Raw genomic sequence first — 16,968 nt, 5'->3', positions numbered from 1 at the left:
GCGTCAGTACGTCGCGGCGCGCGGCTCGCCGTTGACCACCCGCCTCAGCAGGTTGACAGTGGCCCGGGCCAGCCGCGGGTCGGCTGCCGCCGGGTCGGCGAGCACCCGGGTCCAGCCCAGCGAGCCGGCGGCGAACACCCAGGCCCCGGACGTGGCCCGGTAGAGCTGGCTCTGCTGACGCTGCGGTGCGCCGTCGTGCCAGTAGGGGGATTCGGCCAGCAGCGTGCGTTCGGCCGCCGTGGGCTCGGGGAAGCCGGGCATGCACTGGTCGGCCTCGCCCCACACGACCTCGGGAATCAGGTCGCCGTCCTGGACGCCCGTGCCCGCCCAGAACCAATGCCGGGCGCCGCGGACCACCAGCGGGGCGTGCCCGTCAACCACGCTGACGTACTGCGCCCCGATGAACTGCTGCTCCGCATGGCCCGCCGACCGCCACCTGATGGTGAGCGGTAGCGGGCCGGACGCCGGCGTCTTCTCCTTGACGCACCGGACCAACCGGTCGTCCTGACCGTCCGCGCCGTAACCGATCCGCCAGTAGCAGTTGTTGGCGCCGAGGAAGACCAGGCTGGTACCGCTGTTGCGGGCCGTGAGGACCGCCTCGCGCATGGGCACCGACCAGTACTCGTCATGACCCGGGAAGACGACCGCCCGGTACCGGGCCGGGTCCACCCGCCCGGTGTGCAGGTCCTCGCTGGTGGCGTAGGCCAGGTCGATGCCCTGCCCCTCCACCCACTGGACGAAGCCGATGTCGCGGTCGGCCAGCGCCGGGACCCCGTTGCCGGCGTACGGCCGGTCGTGGCTGACCGCCCGGGCCCGGTGCGCCGCGCTGCGGTGCCCCGCGCTGTCGAAGCCGTAGTAGAGGCTGGCCCCCGTCCGCCCGTCCTCCGGCCAGCGGTTGTACGCCTGCCAGGTGCTGGTGGGAAGGACCAGGAGCGCACCGCCCGCGCGCCTCGGCTCGCGTACCACGAACGGGATCCACTGGTGATGGTCGGTGGCGCTGGCGAGCAGTGCCAGGTAGAGGCCGCTCGTCCAGTCCAGTGCCACGGTCGGTCGCCACTCCGTGCGCCACCCGCACCGCACCGCGCCGGTCGCCGGGTCGACCGTCGGTGCGGCCTGTGGGGACCCGTCTAGCCACGGGCTTACCGCCACCTGCCGGGCTCCGCGACCGTCGTAGTGGCCGACGCGGAAGACGGTGATCCGGTACCGCTGGGGCCGGGCGACCGAGACCTGGAACCGCAGCTCCTCCCCGGGCGCGACGCTGGTGGCGTGGACGTAGCCGGCGATCTCGCCGCCCCGGTCTGTGGCGAACCGGTGCCCGGTCAGGCGGAAACGGATGGCGCCGGGCCGAGCGTTCTCCACGACGACCGGCGACGACCCGGCGGCGGGCAGGGGCGCGGTGGCCGGGCCCGGTCCGGTCGGATCACCCGCGTAGTGGTGGTCGACGCGCGGGGCGGTGCCGGACGGCGGGCGCGCCTGAGAGCCCGAGTCCAGCATCACCGCCCCGACTGCGCCGAGGATGCCCAGCGTCCTTCTCCGGGTATGCCCGATCCCGACCCCGCCAACCATGATCCCGCTCCCCGTGTACGCGGCCCAGGTGATCCGCGCGGCGGCCGTCGAGGGGGCGCGTCGGTGGCGGGAACGGATCCGGCCACAACCCGTTCAGCTGTAAGACGGGCCAAGTCTGCGGCGCGTTGCCGAAGATCGTCAATGGCGGAAGATCGGAGCCGGAGGGCGGCCGTTCGGTCGGCGTCGTTCGCCGATAGGGGGGAGGATCAGTCGCCGGTGACGCCGTCGATGCGCTCGCGGATCAGGTCGGCGTGGCCGTTGTGCCGGGCGTACTCCTCGATCATGTGCACGTAGACCCAGCGGACGTTCATCTCGTCGGCGCTGCCGTCGCGCCGGGGGCGCCGGAAGGTGTGGTCCAGCGACAGGCCGGCGGCGGCCTTGCGGGCCGCCTCGACCTCGGCGCGGAAGGTGGCGAAGGCCTCCGCCGGGTCGGCGTCCGCCACGGCGTTCAAGTCCGCGTCCGGGTCCTCGGCGCCGTCGTAGAGGCCGCGGATGTCCTCCCCCGCGGCGCGGATCCGGAACCACCAGCGCTCCACGTCGGCCATGTGGCGGACCAGGCCGAGCAGGGTCAGGCCGGACGGCTCGACGCTCGCCGTCCGGAGCTGCTCGGCGGTCAGGCCCGCGCACTTGTGCAGCAGGGTGTCGCGGTGGTAGTCGAGCCAGCCTTCCAGCATGGTGCGCTCGTCAGCGACGTAGGGCTCGTGGCTGCGGTCGATCTCGGGTGCTCTCCAGGTCATCCGGCCATCCTCCGGCCCGGGTACGACAGCCGCGACCGGATTTCAGGGCACCACCACGACCGGCCAGCGGCCGGTGCGGACGAGTCGGGTGGCGACCGAGCCGACCAGCTTGTGGCCGGCCTGCTCGGACGACCCGACGACCACCAGGTCGGCGCGGTGCTCGTCGGCCGCCCTGGCCAGCTCGGCGTACGCGTCGCCGCGCCGGCACAGGAAGGTCACCGGCAGGCCCAGCTCCTCGGCGCCGCGCCGGCACTCCTCGCGCAGCTCGGCGGCCAGCTCGTCCTGGGTCTGCTGGACGGCTCCGGCCACCACACCGGACATGATCGCGGTGTAGGGCGGCGGCGAGCTGACGAAGACCACCACGAGCCCGGCGCCCTGCCGGCGGGCCAGCCCGGCCGCGTACGAGGCGGCGCGCAGCGAGGTGCGGCTGCCGTCGACGCCGACCAGCACCACCCGGGGCCCGTCCGTGCCGCGTTCGAACGGCAGCGGCCGGGCCTCCGGGCCGTACTTCTCACGCTCGGGGGCGTCCATCGGGTCAGTCCCGTCCGCCGGTGCGCACCACCGCGGCGCCGCCGCCGGCCGCGATGGTCGACTCCCGCTCGACCTCGGTGGAGATCGCGTCGCTGTTGGTGCGGCGCAGCGGCACCTCCTTGATGAACACCACCGCGATCAGGGCGATCAGCCCGAACGGGGCGGCGGCCAGGAAGATGTCCCCGGCGCCGTGCCCGTACGCGGCCTCGACGACCGCGCGGATCGGGGCGGGCAGGGTGTGCACATTCGGCAGGGTACCGCCGCCGCCGGAGCTGGACGCCGGGATGCCGAGTCCGGCGAGCCCGTCGGCGAGGTAGTCCTTGACCTTGTGGCCGAGGATCGCGCCGAGCGCGCTCACCCCGATGGCGCCGCCCAGGCTGCGGAAGAAGGCGACCACGGAGCTGGCCGCGCCGAGCTCGTGCGGGCCGACGGTGTTCTGCACGGCGAGGACCAGGTTCTGCATGGTCATGCCCAGGCCGAGGCCGATCAGCGCCATGAAGACGGCGAGCCGCCAGTACGGGGTGTCCGCCCGCATGGTGCCCATCAGCGCGAAGCCGGCGGTGAGCAGCGCCGAGCCGAGGACCAGGTAGCGCTTCCAGCGGCCGGTGTTGGTGATGATGCGGCCGACCACCGTGGAGGCGATCAGCAGGCCGAGGATCATCGGCAGCGTCATGAGGCCGGACATGGTCGGGCTCTCGCCGCGGCTGATCTGGAAGTACTGGCCGAGGAAGACGGAGGCGCCGAACATGCCCACGCCGACCGCGATGCTGGCGATCACCGCGAGGGTGATGGTGCGGTTGCGGAACAGGCGCGGCGGGATCATCGGCTCGGCGGCCCGGTTCTCCACCCGGAGGGCGAGCGCGCCGAGGAGCACGGCGCCGGCCACCATGACGGCGGTCTGCCAGGACAGCCAGTCGTACTTGTCGCCGGCCAGGGTGACCCAGATCAGCAGCAGCGACACGGCCGCCGTGATGAGGGTGGCGCCCCACCAGTCGATCTTCGCCTCCCGCTTGACCACCGGCAGGTGCAGGGTCTTCTGGAGCACGATCAGGGCGAGGACGGCGAACGGCACGCCCACGTAGAAGCACCAGCGCCAGCCGAGCCAGTCGGTGTCGACGATGACGCCGCCGATCAGCGGGCCGCCGATGGTGCCCACGGCCATCACGGCGCCGAGGTAGCCGCTGTACCGGCCGCGCTCACGCGGGGCGATCATCGTCGCCATGATCACCTGGGCCAGGGCGGTGAGACCGCCCGCGCCGACGCCCTGGAGCACCCGGCAGGCGATGAGCTGGCCGGTGGACTGGGAGAGGCCGGCCAGCACCGAGCCCAGCACGAAGGTCGTGAGGGCGAGCTGGACCAGGAGCTTCTTGCTGGCCAGGTCGGAGAGCTTGCCCCAGATCGGCGTGGTCGCCGTGGTCGCCAGCAGCGTCGAGGTCACCACCCAGGTGTACGCGGACTGGCCGCCGTGCAGCTCGGTGATGATCCGCGGCAGCGCGTTCGAGACGACCGTGGAGGAGAGGATCGCGACGAACATGCCCAGCAGCAGGCCGGAGAGGGCCTCCAGGATCTGCCGGTGGGACATGTCGACGGCGGTCGCCCGGGTGGGCGCTGTCGCCTGCGTCATCGTGGAATGCCTCCGGAGAAGACGGGGGGAGAGTTGCTTCGGGCAACCGTATGGCTTGGTTGCCTCAAGCAACAACCGCACGTGGCGTACGTCTTATTCCAGGGCGGATCCGGTCAGAAGGTCTCGTTGAACCGGTGCATGAGCCGGGCGAAGTCCTCGACGTCCTGAATCGGCCAGGATTCGAGCGACCGCCGGATCTGTCCGAGTCGCGCCGCCCGCGCCGCGTCGAACCGGCGGGTGCCCTCCTCGGTGAGGCTGAGCTGGGCGGCCCGCCGGTCGGTCGGGTCCGGGTCGCGGCGGACCAGCCCCAGCGCCTCGAGGCCGCCGATCTGCCGGCTCAACGTGCCCTTGCCGATGCCCAGCTTGACGGCCAGGTCGGTGAGCCGGATCGAGCCGGAACGGCGCAGCCAGAGCAGCAGCCCGTAGGCGTTCGGCTCCAGGTTGGGATGGACCTCGCGGGCGATCTCCCAGGACAGCGCGCGCCCACGCCGCAGCAGTGCGGTCAGTTCGTGCTCCACGGCGCGCAGGCTCTCGTCCACGCTGAGAGGGTACTCACACCTCGTCGCTGAGCCGCTGCCGTGCCACCGTGCGCAGGTGCCCGTCGCTCGTGGTGCCCTCGATCACGACCTCAGCCGCCCGACCCCGGTGGGTGAGCGTCGCCACCGCGTTGCCGAAGTAGGGCCCGGCCAGCTTCTTCCAGCGCACCGGCGGGCGGCGCACCCCGGCCGAGCGGGCCAGCGCGCGGGCCGCGCCGGCCGGCCCCGGGTTCCAGCCGAGGCGCATGAGCGGGCGCATCCCGGCCGGCACCTGGTTGTGGATCGGCGAGCAGGTGAGCTGGTGCACCGGGGTGCGCACGCTCCGGTCGGCGAACCGGGCCCGGGCCACGTACGAGTGGTGCACGTCCCCGGAGAGCACGCTGATCGAGGCCGGCCGCGAGTATGCCGGGCCGGCGCCGATCCGGGCCCCCTCGCGCGGCGCGGTGCCGCTGCCCAGCCGGGCGAACAGCTCGCCGAGGGCCTCGAACGAGCGCCGGAACGAGGCCCAGTGCTCCAGGTCCCAGGCCCGGCGCATCCGCTCGGAGACCTGCGCCACCCAGGGCCGGCGGGAGTCGGCGAGCCGCTCGTTCCAGGACTCGACGTGGTGGATGCCCGGGGGCAGCAGCCAGGGCAGCGAGGCGCCGACCACCAGGTGGTCGTAGACGCCGTGCGCCCGGTCCAGGAACCAGGACCACTCGCCCGGCGGCAGCATGGCCCGGTTTCCGCCGTCCAGCACCCGGCTGGAACGGTTGTCCAGCATGACCAGGCGGGTCCGCCCCAGGTCCAGCGCGTAGCTCCACTGGTACTGCACGGCGCGCCAGCGCTCGGTGTCGTGCGCCACGTCGGCCTCGGAGTCGACCCGCTCGCCGAACTCGTGCAGCACGCTCGTGGCGTCCTCGGCGGCGGCCACCTTGGCGAAGACCGGGTCGGCGGCGATCTCGTCCGGCGACAGGTTGCCCAGGTGCTGGTAGACCCAGTAGGAGGCCAGGCCGCTGCGGATGCGCTCCGCCCACCAGGGCTGGGCGCGCATGTCCGCCCGCCAGGAGGCCGAGGTGTTCCAGTCGTCGATGATCTCGTGGTCGTCGAAGATCATCACGCTCGGCACGGTCGAGAGCAGCCAGCGGATCTCCGGGTCGCGCCAGGACTCCAGGTAGAGCTTGGTGTACTCGTCGAAGCTCACCACCTGGGCGGCCGGGGCGCCCTTCGGCCGGCGGCGCCGCCGCTTCAGCAGCCGGCGCACGGTCGGCGAGGTGACGTCGGCGTAGACCTGGTCGCCCAGGAGCACCAGCAGGTCGGGCAGGGCGTCCGGGTCGGGATCGGCGATGAGCCGCCGGGCGTACGCGTCCAGCGCGTCCGGGGGCAGCCGGCGGGCGGTGGCGTGCTGGGTGGTCTCCCGGCAGGAGCCGAAGAGCAGGTTCACCGGCTGGTCCCGGTCGTCCTCCGCCCGGGTCCGGATCACGCTGGCCGGGAAGCCGCTGTCCGGCACCGGCCAGGCCACCTCGTCGTCGATCAGCACCTCGTAGGTGGTGCTGCTGTCCGCCGTCAGCCCCGAGACCACCACGATCGCGTAGTGGTGGTCGTACGCCGAGAAGGTGGGCGCGCTGCCGGTGGCGCCGTCGGCCGTGCGGACGGTGACCACGGCGGGGGCACTGGTCTCCACCCAGACCGTGGCCCGCGTGCCGACGACCCGACGCAGCAGTGGGCCGATGAGCAGACGGGAACCGGTCACGGCGCACCTCCGAGGAAGATCATCATTCCTTTCCTACCCGGCCGGCGGTTGCGGTACGCCTTCCAGCCGCGAGCGTACCCGCAGCTCGTTCACGTGCCGAGGCGGTGAGTGGGACGCCGTCGCCGGCATCTGACAGGATTTCGGGCATGAAGGAATACCTCCTCGTCGCACTCGCCCTGCTCGGCGTGCTGATCCTCGGCGGCCTCAGCCTCGTGGTGCCCCGGTTGCGCCGGCGCCCCGAGCCGCCGCTGCCGGAGACGGAGGTCGACACCCGGGCCGAGGAGGACCTGGCCGGGCCACCGGTCGAGGCGGCCGAGTCGGACCTGCGCACCGGCGTGCTGGTCGAGCCGCCGCCCGTGGTCGAGGCGCCGCCGCTGCCCACCATCGAGGTCCCCGAGCCCACCGCCGGCCGGCTGGTGCGGCTGCGCTCCCGGCTGTCCCGCTCGCAGAACGTCTTCGGCAAGGGCCTGCTCGGCCTGCTCAGCCGGGACCGCCTCGACGAGGACACCTGGGAGGAGATCGAGGACAGCCTGATCACCGCCGACGTCGGCGTCGACTCCACCCGCGAGATCGTCGACCGGCTGCGCGAGCGGACCCGGGTGCTCGGCACCCGCTCGGTCGGCGAGCTGCGCACCCTGCTCGCCACCGAGCTGGTCAACGCGCTCGACCCGACGCTCGACCGGTCGCTGAAGACCACACCCAAGGAGGGCGTGCCGGCGGTGCTGCTCGTGGTCGGGGTCAACGGCGCCGGCAAGACCACCACCTGCGGCAAGATCGCCCGGGTGCTCATCGCGGACGGCCGGACCGTGCTGCTCGGCGCGGCCGACACCTTCCGGGCCGCCGCCGCCGACCAGCTGGAGACCTGGGGCGGCCGGGTGGGCGCGGAGACCGTCCGCGGCCCCGAGGCCGCCGACCCGGCCAGCGTCGCCTTCGACGCGGTCAAGCGCGGCATCGACACGAGGGTCGACACGGTGCTGGTGGACACCGCGGGCCGGCTGCAGAACAAGGTCGGCCTGATGGACGAGCTGGGCAAGGTCAAGCGGGTGGTCGAGAAGCACGGCCCGATCGACGAGACCCTGCTGGTGCTCGACGCCACCACCGGCCAGAACGGCCTGGAGCAGGCCCGGGTCTTCACCGAGGTGGTCAACGTGACCGGCGTGGTGCTGACCAAGCTCGACGGCACCGCCAAGGGGGGCATCGTGATCGCCGTGCAGCGCAAGCTGGGCATCCCGGTCAAGCTGGTCGGCCTCGGCGAGGGCCCGGACGATCTGGCCCCGTTCGACCCGGCGCAGTTCGTCGACGCGCTGCTCGGCACCGAGCCGCTCGCCCGGGACGCGTAGCCTCGTTGTGACGACTGACGATCGCGCCTACGCAGGATGGCGCGACCCCAGCCACCCGTCGCCACGCCTCGGGAGACCGTACGTGACTTCGCAGGAGATCCCGCTCCACGGCGGGAACGTGAGCACCGTGGTCCGCGTGGGCGACACCGTCCGGCGCAACGCCGGCCCGTGGACCCCCTCGGTCCACGCGCTGCTGCGCCATCTGGAGTACGTCGGCTTCACCGGCGCACCCCGCGCCCTCGGCATGGACGAGCGCAACCGGGAGGTCCTGTCGTACCTGGAGGGGGAGTGCGGGGAGTACCCGCTGGCCCCGCACTGGGTCACCGACGAGGCCCTGGTCACCGTGGCGACCATGCTGCGGATGTTCCACGACGCCCAGTACGGCTTCACCCCGCCGCCGGGGGCGGTCTGGCGCTCGTTCGGCCCGCCCCCGCCGGACACCGAGGTGATCTGCCACCACGACGCCGCCCCGCACAACGTGATCTGGCGGCCCGACGGCACCCTCGGGCTGATCGACTTCGACCTGGCCTCGCCCGGCGCCCGGATCTACGACGTGGCGTACGCGGCCTGGACCTGGGTGCCGATCTTCTCCGACCGGGACTCGATCACCCTCGGCTGGAAGCACCCGGACCGGCCGCGCCGGCTGCGCCTCTTCGCCGACGCGTACGGGCTGATCCCCCGGGACCGGCACCGGCTGATCCGGACCATCCGCAAGCGGATCGTCGACCATGTCGAGGGCATCCGGCGGATGGCTGCGGCCGGCGAGCCGGCGTTCGTCCGGATCGTGCACAAGGGCCACCTGCGCCGGCCGATGCGCGACCTGCGGCTGCTCGACTACGAGCGGCACGCCCTGGAGTACGCGCTGCGCTGACCCGCGCACACGCCGGTGTCCCCCCGGGGCTGTCCCCAGGCATGATCGTCTTTCTTCACACGCCGGAAACAACGCGTCACGCGCCGGAAATCGAGCGGTGTCGGTGAAGGAAACAGCCGCCGAGCAAGCTTCCGCGCAACCGGCTGACGGGCGATGCTGCCAGGTCTCAGTCGGAGGGAGGAATACGACACCGAGAGGAGGCAGCGTGGAGATCGATACCGGGAACACTGCCTGGCTGCTTGTTTCGACTGCGCTCGTGCTGCTCATGACGCCCGGTCTGGCCCTGTTCTACGGCGGGCTGAACCGTTCCAAGGGCATGCTGAACATGATGATGATGAGCTTCTCGTCCATCGGGCTCGTCAGCATCCTGTGGCTTTTCTACGGCTTCACCGTCGCCTTCGGCGAGGGCGGCAAGTTCATCGGTGACCTGGGCCAGTACCTGGGCACCAAGACGTTCGTCGGTGAGAGCGACGTGTGGGGCGAGACCGGTATCCCGCTCTACGTCTTCATCGCCTTCCAGATGATGTTCGCCGTCATCACGGTCGCGCTGATCAGCGGGGCGCTGTCCGACCGGACGAAGTTCGCCGGCTGGCTGGTGTTCGCGGCCGGCTGGGCCACCCTGGTCTACTTCCCGGTCGCCCACATGGTGTGGGGCGGCGGCCTGATCGGCGGTGACATCGGCGCCCTGGACTTCGCCGGTGGCACGGCGGTGCACATCAACGCCGGCGCGGCGGCGCTCGCCCTCGTGCTGGTCCTCGGCAAGCGGGTCGGCTGGCCCCGGGAGAGCGCCAAGCCGCACAACATCCCGCTGGTCGCGCTCGGTGCCGGTCTGCTCTGGTTCGGCTGGTTCGGCTTCAACGCCGGCTCCGAGTTGACCGCCGACGGGGTCACCGCGCTGGCCTTCGTGAACACCCAGGTCGCCACCGCCGCCGCGCTGCTCGGCTGGATCGTGGTGGAGTGGGTGCGCGACGGCAAGCCGACCCTGGTGGGCGCCTCCTCGGGTGCGGTGGCCGGTCTGGTCGCCATCACCCCGGCGTGCGCCTTCGTCACCCCGGCCGCGGCGGTGCTGCTGGGTCTGGTCGCCGGTGCGGTCTGCGCCCTGGCCGTGGGCCTGAAGTACCGGCTCGGCTACGACGACTCCCTCGACGTGGTCGGCGTGCACTTCGTCGGCGGGTGGATCGGCTGCCTGTGGATCGGCCTGTTCGGTACCGCCTCGGTCAGCTCGCTGGTCGCCAGCGACGGCCTGCTGGTCGGCGGTGACGCCACCCTGCTGGGCAAGCAGGCGCTGGGCGCGCTGATCGTCACGGTCTACTCCTTCGTCATCGCGTACGCCCTCGGCTTCGTGATCGACAAGACGATCGGGTTCCGGATCTCCGCCGAGGCGGAGGTCGACGGCATCGACGTCGCCGAGCACGCGGAGAGCGCGTACGACCTGTCGCCCACCACGGGCGGCAGCGCCGGGGGCGCGTTCGCCATGGCCGGGATCGGCGCGAGCAGGCCGGCCCCGGAACCCACCGACCCGGCGGAGGAGCCCGCCGAGCCGGTCAGCGAGAAGGTCGCCGGTTAACGTTCCTGGGATGGAGGGGTTGGACATGAAGCTGGTGACCGCGGTCGTCAAGCCGTACCAGCTGGACGCGGTGAAGGAGGCCCTGCACGCCCTCGGCGTGGCCGGCCTGACCGTCAGCGAGGTCCAGGGCTACGGCCGGCAGAAGGGGCACACCGAGGTCTACCGGGGTGCCGAGTACACGGTCGAGTTCCTGCCCAAGATCCGGGTCGAGGTGCTCACCGACGAGATGGACGTCGACAAGATCGTCGACGCCATCGTGGGCGCCGCCCGAACCGGCAAGATCGGCGACGGCAAGGTCTGGGTGACCGGCGTCGAGGAGGTCGTCCGGGTACGTACCGGCGAGCGCGGGCTCGACGCCCTCTGACGCCGGATCCGACCGACGTGACCTCGTTGACCACGCAGACCGGCCCCATCGGGGACGGCCCGCCCCTGGTCAACGAGGTCGCCGGCGTACCCGGAGGGATCGGCGCCGCGGCCCGCGCGGCCCGGGCCGACGCCCTGGACGCGTGGCTGCGCGGCATCTTCCCCCACCGGGAGGGCATCGCGCTGGTCGCGGTCGGCGGGCTGGGGCGCCGCCAGTGCGCGCCGCACGGCGACCTCGACCTGGTGCTGCTGCACGCCGGGGTCCCCGGCACCGACGAGCTGGCCGCCTCCCTCTGGTATCCGATCTGGGACGCCGGGCTGCGGCTGGACCACTCGGTGCGCACGGTCGCCGAGGCGCTGTCGGTGGCCCAGGACGACGTCAAGGTCGCCCTCGGCCTGCTCGACGCCCGGCACGTGGCCGGCGACCCGGTGCTGGCCGACCAGCTCGTCCGCACCGCCGCCGACCACTGGCGGCGCACCGCCGTCCGCCAGCTCCCGAAGCTGCGGGAGATCACCACCGCCCGCTGGGAGGCCCACGGCGAGCTGGCCTTCCTGCTCGAAGGCGACCTCAAGGAGGCCGCCGGCGGGCTGCGCGACGTCGGCCTCCTGCGGGCCATCGCCACCGCCGGCATCACCGACGCCCTCCGCCCCGCCGTGCACGCCGCGCACCGGCGGCTGCTGGACACCCGGGACGCCCTGCACCAGCAGGTCGGCCGCCGGGTCGACCGGCTGGTCGCCCAGGAACGCGACGGCGTCGCGAAGCTGCTCCTGCTGGAGGAGGGCGACGCGCTGCTGCGCCGGGTGGCCGGGGACGCCCGGACCGTCAGCCACGCCCTCGACGACGCCTGGCGGGCCGCCGACCGGCTCCGCGCCGGCCGGCACCGGAGCGCCGCCGGCCGGCCGCTGCGCCGCCCGGTCGCCCGGGACGTGGTCGAGCAGGACGGCGAGCTGGTCCTCGCCCGCACGGCGATCGGCGCCCGCCCCGACCCGAGCCTGTCGTTGCGGGTCGCCGCCGCGGCGGCCACCACCCGGCTGCCCATCGCCCGGGCCACCTGCGAGTGGCTGGCCGCGTACTGCCCGCCGCTGCCCGCGCCCTGGCCGCCGGCCGCCCGGGCCGCGCTGATCACCCTGCTCGGGGCCGGTCCCGGCCTGGTGCCGGCCTGGGAGACCTGCGACCGGTACGGGCTGATCGACGGCTGGCTGCCCGAGTGGACCCGGCTGCGCAGCCTGCCCCAGCACAACCCGGTGCACCGGTTCACCCTGGACCGGCACCTGGTGCAGGCCGCGTACGAGGCGAGCCGGCACACCCGGGACGTGGACCGGCCGGACCTGCTGCTGCTCGGCGCGTTCCTGCACGACATCGGCAAGGGGCTGGCCGGTGACCACAGCACGGTGGGCGCGCCCCTCGCCGAGGCGGTGGCCGAGCGGATCGGGCTGCCCGCGGACGAGGCGGCGCTGATCGCCAAGCTGGTCCGGCTGCACCTGCTGCTGCCCGACGTGGCCACCCGGCGGGACCTCTCCGACCCGAAGACCGTCGCCGGGGTCGCCGAGCGGGTCGGCGACACCACCACCCTGGACCTGCTGCACGGCCTGGTCCGGGCCGACGCCGCGGCCACCGGGCCGGCCGCCTGGTCGGGCTGGAAGGGGCGGCTGGTCGCCGAACTGGTCGCCCGGGTGCGGACCGCCCTGGACACCGGCGTGGTGCCCGCCCCGCCGGCCCCCGACCCGGCGCTGGTCGCCGGGCCGCTGCCGGTCGTACACGTGGGGGAGGACCTGGTGTCGGTGGCCGCGGCCGACCGGCGGGGGCTGCTCGCCACGGTGGCCGGCTGCCTGGCCCTGCACCGGCTGGAGGTGATCTCCGCGGACGCCGCCACCGTCGACGACCGGGCCCTGGTGCAGTGCCGGGTGCAGCCGCGCTACGGCCTGGCCCCCGACCCGATCGCGCTCACCGCCGACCTGCGCCGCGCGGTCACCGGCGACGTCTCGGTCACCCAGCGGCTGCGCGGCCGGGCCCTCTCCGCGCGGGCCCGGGGGACCGCCGCGCCCCGGGTGGTCTGGCACCGCGCGGCCGCCACCGACGCGGTGCTGCTGGAGCTGCGCGCCGCCGACGCGGCCGGGCTGCTCTACCGGGTCACGTGCGCCCTCGACGAGGCCGGCGCCCAGGTGCGGGCCGCCCGGATCTCCACCCTCGGCGGCGACGTGGTCGACGCCTTCTACCTGATCGGCGGCTGGCCCCCGCCGGAGGACCGCGACCGCATCGAGGCCGCCGTGCTCGCCGCCGTGTAAGGAAGGGCCCCTTCTTAACGTCTCCGGTAGAGCAGGGGCCCCCTGTTAACAGCGGCGGGCGCGCGATACGTCGGGTGACGTAGCCGCGGAGCCGCCGCACGCACGACGCCGCCGGGGCCGCCCGGCGGGACGCTCGGTGGCATGAACCTGCCAGTGCACACCGAAGGGCTCACCAAACGGTACGGCGGCCTGACCGCCGTGCAGGACCTCCAGCTGACCGTCCGGGCCGGCGAGGTGTACGGCTTTCTCGGCCCCAACGGCGCCGGCAAGACCACCACCCTGCGCATGCTGCTCGGGCTGGTCCGGCCCACCGCCGGCACGGTCCGCCTCCTCGGCCGGCCACCCGGCACCGGCCGGCTCACCGGGGTCGGGGCGCTGATCGAGGGGCCGGCGTTCTACCCGTACCTCTCCGGCCGGGACAACCTGCGGGTGCTGGCCCGCTACGCCGGGGTCGGCGCCGACCGGGTCGCGCTCGTGCTCGACCTGGTCGACCTCACCGACCGGGCCGGCGACCGCTACGCCGGCTACTCGTTGGGCATGAAGCAGCGGCTCGGTGTAGCCGCCGCGCTGCTGAAGGATCCCCGCCTGCTCATCCTGGACGAGCCGACCAACGGCCTCGACCCGGCCGGCATGGCGGACATGCGCACGCTGATCCGCCGGCTCGGCGCGGCCGGCTGCACGGTGCTGGTCTCCAGCCACCTGCTCGGCGAGGTCGAGCAGGTGTGCGACCGGGTCGGCGTGATCGCCCGCGGCCGGCTGGTCGCCGAGGGCAGCGTCGCCGAGCTGCGCGGCGCGGCCGGGCTGCGGCTGCTCGCCGACCCGCTGGACGCGGCGGCCGCCCGGGCACGGGAACTGGTCGGGGCCGAGCGGGTCCGGGTGGTCGACGGCGGGCTGGAGCTGGCCGTCGAGCCGGACCGCGCCGCCTGGCTCAACACCGAGCTGGTCGGGGCGGGGCTCGCCGTGCGCGAGCTGCGTCCCCGGGAACGGGACCTGGAGCAGGTCTTCTTCGACCTCGTGGAGAGGGGAACGGCCGATGTCGCGTAGCTTCCGCGCCGAGACGGTCAAGCTGGTCCGGCGGCCGGCGAGCTGGCTGCTGCTGGCCATCACGCTGGTGCTCTCGCTGATCTTCACCTACGTCTTCCCGTACGCGGGCGTCGCGGGCGGCACCGACGGGCCGAACACCGGCCGCGCCCTGCCCGCGCTGCTCCCCGACCAGCTGGTCGGCAACTCCCTCGGCGGCCTGCCGGTCTTCCTCGGCTCGATCCTGCTGATCCTCGGCGTGCTGACGGTCGGCGGCGAGTACGGCTGGGGCACCTGGAAGACCGTGCTCACCCAGGGCCCGAGCCGGCTGGAGGTGTACGCGGGCAAGCTGCTCGCCCTCGCCGCCGCCGCGCTGGCCGTGGTGCTGGCCGTCTTCGCGGTCGGCGCGGTCGCCAGCCTGCTCATCGCGTCCGCCGAGGCGCAGCCGGTGACCTGGCCGTCGGTCGGCGAGCTGCTCACCGGTATCGGAGCGGGGTGGCTCATCGCGACGATGTGGGCCATGCTCGGTGCCGTGCTGGCCGTCGCGCTGCGCGCCGTGGCACTACCGGTCGGGTTGGGCCTGGTGTGGATGCTCGCCGTGCAGAACCTGCTCGCCGCGATCGCCGCGCCGCTGGTCGACTGGGTGGCGAAGGCGCAGGAGGGGCTGCCCGGGCCGAACGCCGGGTCCCTGGCGGCCGCGCTCGGCGCGCCGGGTGACACCCCGGGGGTGGCGGCCACCGTCGGCGGCGGGCAGGCGGCCCTGGTGGTGGCCGCGTACCTGGTCGGGTTCGCGGCGGTCGGCGCGGTGCTGCTGCGCCGCCGGGACATCGGCTGAGGCGGGGCGGGGGAGGGGACGTGGACCGCGAGCGTGGCGACTGGGGCCCCCGCATCCTGGACGGCCTCGTCGCCCTGGCCCTGCTGGTGATCGGGCTGGCCGGCACCGCGCCGGCCGGCCACAACCAGGGCGTGGACACCGGCCGGGTCACCTACCCGCTGGTCGTGGTGGCCGCGCTCGCGGTGGCCGTCCGCCGGCGCTGGCCGCTGGCCACCCTCGCGGTGGTCACCGCGGCGAGCACCGCCTACCTGGCGCTCGGCTACCCGTACGGGCCGATCCTGCTGTCGTTCTTCGTGGCGGTCTACACGGTGGCCGCGTACCGGCCGCTGCGGGTGGCGGCGGTGGCCAACGGGGCGGCCCTGCTCGTGCTGCTCACGCACGTCTTCGTCGGGGTGCGCCCGCCCGGCGTGGTGGGGCTCATGCCGGCCGCCGCCTGGATCGTGGTGCCGTTCGCGGTGGGCGTCACCGTGCGGCTCGGCCGGGAGAACGCGGCGCGCAGCCGCACCGACGAGGCACGCCGGCTGGCCGACGCCGAGCGGCTGCGGGTGGCCCGGGAGGTGCACGACGTGGTCGGCCACGGGCTCGCCGCGATCCACCTCCAGGCCGAGATCGCCCTGCACCTGCTGGCCCGCAAGCCCGAGCAGGCCGAGGCGGCGCTCAGCGCGATCAGCCGCACCAGCAAGGAGGCGCTCGACGAGCTGCGGGTCACGCTGACCGTGGTGCGCCGCGACGAGGCCGCCGACGAGCGCGCCCCCACGCCCGGGCTGGCCCAGCTCCCGCAGTTGCGCGAGCGGCTGGCCGGCGCGGGGCTCCCGGTCACCGTCGAGGTGGACGGGGCGCCGCGCCCGCTCCCGGTCGCCGTGGACCTGGCCGCCTACCGGGTGGTGCAGGAGGCGCTGACCAACGTGCTGCGGCACGCCGGACCGGCAACCGCCACCGTCCGGATCCGGTACGCGCCGACCGAGGTCGCCGTGGAGGTCACCGACACCGGCCGCGGCGCGGCCACCCCGGCGAACGGGCCCGGCTACGGGTTGGCCGGCATGCGGGAGCGGGTCACCGCCCTGGGCGGCGTCTTCACGGCCGGCCCCGCCTCCGCCGGCGGCTTCCGGGTGTCCGCCACACTGCCCGTGGAGGAGGTCACATGATCCGTGTGCTGCTCGCCGACGACCAGGACCTGGTCCGGATCGGCCTGCGTGCCCTGGTGGAGAGCGAGGACGACCTCACCGTGGTCGGGGAGGCCGCGGACGGGCTCGCCGCCGTCGAGGCGGCCCACCGGGAACGCCCCGACGTGGTGCTGATGGACGTCCGGATGCCCGGCGTCGACGGCATCGAGGCGACCCGCCGGATCGTCGCCGACCCCACGCTGGCCGGCACCCGGGTGGTCGTGCTGACCACCTTCGAGCTGGACGAGTACGTCTTCGACGCGCTCCGGCACGGCGCCAGCGGCTTCCTCACGAAGGACACCCGCCCGGCCGAGCTGCTACGGGCCATCCGGCTGGTCGCCGAGGGGGAGGCGCTGCTCTCCCCGTCGGTGACCCGGCGCGTGGTCCGGGAGTTCGCCACCCGGCCGGCCCGGGTGCCCCGCCCGCACCCCCGGCTCGACGCGCTCACCGACCGGGAACGCGAGGTGGTGGGGCTGGTCGGCGAGGGGCTGAGCAACGTCGAGATCGCCGAGCGGCTGGTGGTCAGCCCGGCGACCGCGCGGACCCACGTCAGCCGCGCCATGGTCAAGCTCGGCGCCCGGGACCGGGCCCAGCTGGTGGTCTTCGCGTACCAGTCGGGCCTGGTCGCGTCGTGACCCACCGCCACGAGGCGGACGGCTGCGTGGTCGCCGGCCGTTGAACCGCACGCCGGTCGGGTTCCGCCTGTCTCGCTGCCGCCTCCCACTCCTCAAGACCAGGGGGTCGGAAATTGGGATTCCGGAAGACTTGGTACGAAACGGCCCCTATGGGGGCCATTTCCG

The 16,968-nt window shown here is 74.0% G+C and carries 15 protein-coding genes; 9 read left to right on the top strand and 6 right to left on the bottom strand.

The genetic code is table 11. From position 1 onward, the window contains the following. Window positions 1-3: 3 nt before the first annotated feature. The 6 genes from RMN56_RS04580 to RMN56_RS04555 all read right to left on the bottom strand — a co-directional run bounded on the left by RMN56_RS04580 (window position 4) and on the right by RMN56_RS04555 (window position 6,723). A complete protein-coding gene (locus RMN56_RS04580) occupies window positions 4-1,566 on the bottom strand; it encodes a N,N-dimethylformamidase beta subunit family domain-containing protein (RefSeq protein WP_313722587.1) in 1,563 nt (520 codons plus the stop codon). A gap of 206 nt (window positions 1,567-1,772) precedes the next feature. Then, window positions 1,773-2,303 (bottom strand): DinB family protein, encoded by a 531-nt coding sequence (locus RMN56_RS04575; protein WP_313722586.1) that lies wholly within the window; start codon window positions 2,301-2,303, stop codon window positions 1,773-1,775. Window positions 2,304-2,345: 42 nt separating this feature from the next. Beyond that, window positions 2,346-2,834, bottom strand: a complete 489-nt coding sequence (locus RMN56_RS04570) for a universal stress protein (RefSeq protein WP_313722585.1) — start codon at window positions 2,832-2,834, stop codon at window positions 2,346-2,348. A 4-nt stretch (window positions 2,835-2,838) separates the two neighbouring features. Then, on the bottom strand, window positions 2,839-4,458 hold the full coding sequence (locus RMN56_RS04565) for an MDR family MFS transporter (protein WP_313722584.1): 1,620 nt from the start codon (window positions 4,456-4,458) through the stop codon (window positions 2,839-2,841). Window positions 4,459-4,571: 113 nt separating this feature from the next. Further along, the gene (locus tag RMN56_RS04560) at window positions 4,572-4,997 is read right to left on the bottom strand and encodes a MarR family winged helix-turn-helix transcriptional regulator (RefSeq protein ID WP_262281429.1); all 426 of its coding nucleotides are present in this window, start codon (window positions 4,995-4,997) and stop codon (window positions 4,572-4,574) included. 13 nt (window positions 4,998-5,010) lie between these two features. Further along, window positions 5,011-6,723 carry an alkaline phosphatase D family protein gene (locus RMN56_RS04555; RefSeq protein WP_313722583.1) on the bottom strand — a complete coding sequence of 571 codons (1,713 nt, stop codon included), beginning with the start codon at window positions 6,721-6,723 and terminating at the stop codon, window positions 5,011-5,013. A 146-nt stretch (window positions 6,724-6,869) separates the two neighbouring features. Here RMN56_RS04555 and ftsY point away from each other — a divergent pair, with 146 nt between their 5' ends. The 9 genes from ftsY (at window position 6,870) to RMN56_RS04510 (ending at window position 16,803) form a co-directional block, all read left to right on the top strand. Beyond that, entirely contained in the window at window positions 6,870-8,063 is a 1,194-nt protein-coding gene (gene ftsY / locus RMN56_RS04550; protein WP_313722582.1) for a signal recognition particle-docking protein FtsY, read from the top strand. Between the two features lie 7 nt (window positions 8,064-8,070). Further along, window positions 8,071-8,934, top strand: a complete 864-nt coding sequence (locus RMN56_RS04545) for a phosphotransferase (RefSeq protein ID WP_313722581.1) — start codon at window positions 8,071-8,073, stop codon at window positions 8,932-8,934. A gap of 205 nt (window positions 8,935-9,139) precedes the next feature. After that, a complete protein-coding gene (locus tag RMN56_RS04540) occupies window positions 9,140-10,501 on the top strand; it encodes an ammonium transporter (RefSeq protein WP_313722580.1) in 1,362 nt (453 codons plus the stop codon). Between the two features lie 25 nt (window positions 10,502-10,526). Further along, window positions 10,527-10,865 (top strand): P-II family nitrogen regulator, encoded by a 339-nt coding sequence (locus RMN56_RS04535; RefSeq protein ID WP_313724649.1) that lies wholly within the window; start codon window positions 10,527-10,529, stop codon window positions 10,863-10,865. 17 nt (window positions 10,866-10,882) lie between these two features. Continuing rightward, window positions 10,883-13,150: a [protein-PII] uridylyltransferase gene (locus tag RMN56_RS04530; RefSeq protein WP_313722579.1), complete on the top strand. Its 2,268-nt coding sequence runs from the start codon at window positions 10,883-10,885 to the stop codon at window positions 13,148-13,150. 141 nt (window positions 13,151-13,291) lie between these two features. Then, on the top strand, window positions 13,292-14,194 hold the full coding sequence (locus RMN56_RS04525; protein WP_313722578.1) for an ABC transporter ATP-binding protein: 903 nt from the start codon (window positions 13,292-13,294) through the stop codon (window positions 14,192-14,194). Then, on the top strand, window positions 14,184-15,005 hold the full coding sequence (locus RMN56_RS04520; RefSeq protein WP_313722577.1) for an ABC transporter permease: 822 nt from the start codon (window positions 14,184-14,186) through the stop codon (window positions 15,003-15,005). Before RMN56_RS04525 ends, RMN56_RS04520 begins: the two co-directional genes overlap by 11 nt. Before the next feature lie 20 nt (window positions 15,006-15,025). After that, window positions 15,026-16,150 (top strand): sensor histidine kinase, encoded by a 1,125-nt coding sequence (locus RMN56_RS04515; protein WP_313722576.1) that lies wholly within the window; start codon window positions 15,026-15,028, stop codon window positions 16,148-16,150. Beyond that, window positions 16,147-16,803 (top strand): response regulator transcription factor, encoded by a 657-nt coding sequence (locus RMN56_RS04510; RefSeq protein ID WP_313722575.1) that lies wholly within the window; start codon window positions 16,147-16,149, stop codon window positions 16,801-16,803. The genes RMN56_RS04515 and RMN56_RS04510 overlap by 4 nt, the downstream gene beginning before the upstream one ends. Window positions 16,804-16,968 lie beyond the last annotated feature (165 nt).

The sequence above is a fragment of the Micromonospora halotolerans genome (genome assembly GCF_032108445.1).
Classification (GTDB): Bacteria; Actinomycetota; Actinomycetes; order Mycobacteriales; family Micromonosporaceae; genus Micromonospora; species Micromonospora halotolerans.
This window is presented reverse-complemented; position numbering and strand designations above follow the sequence as displayed.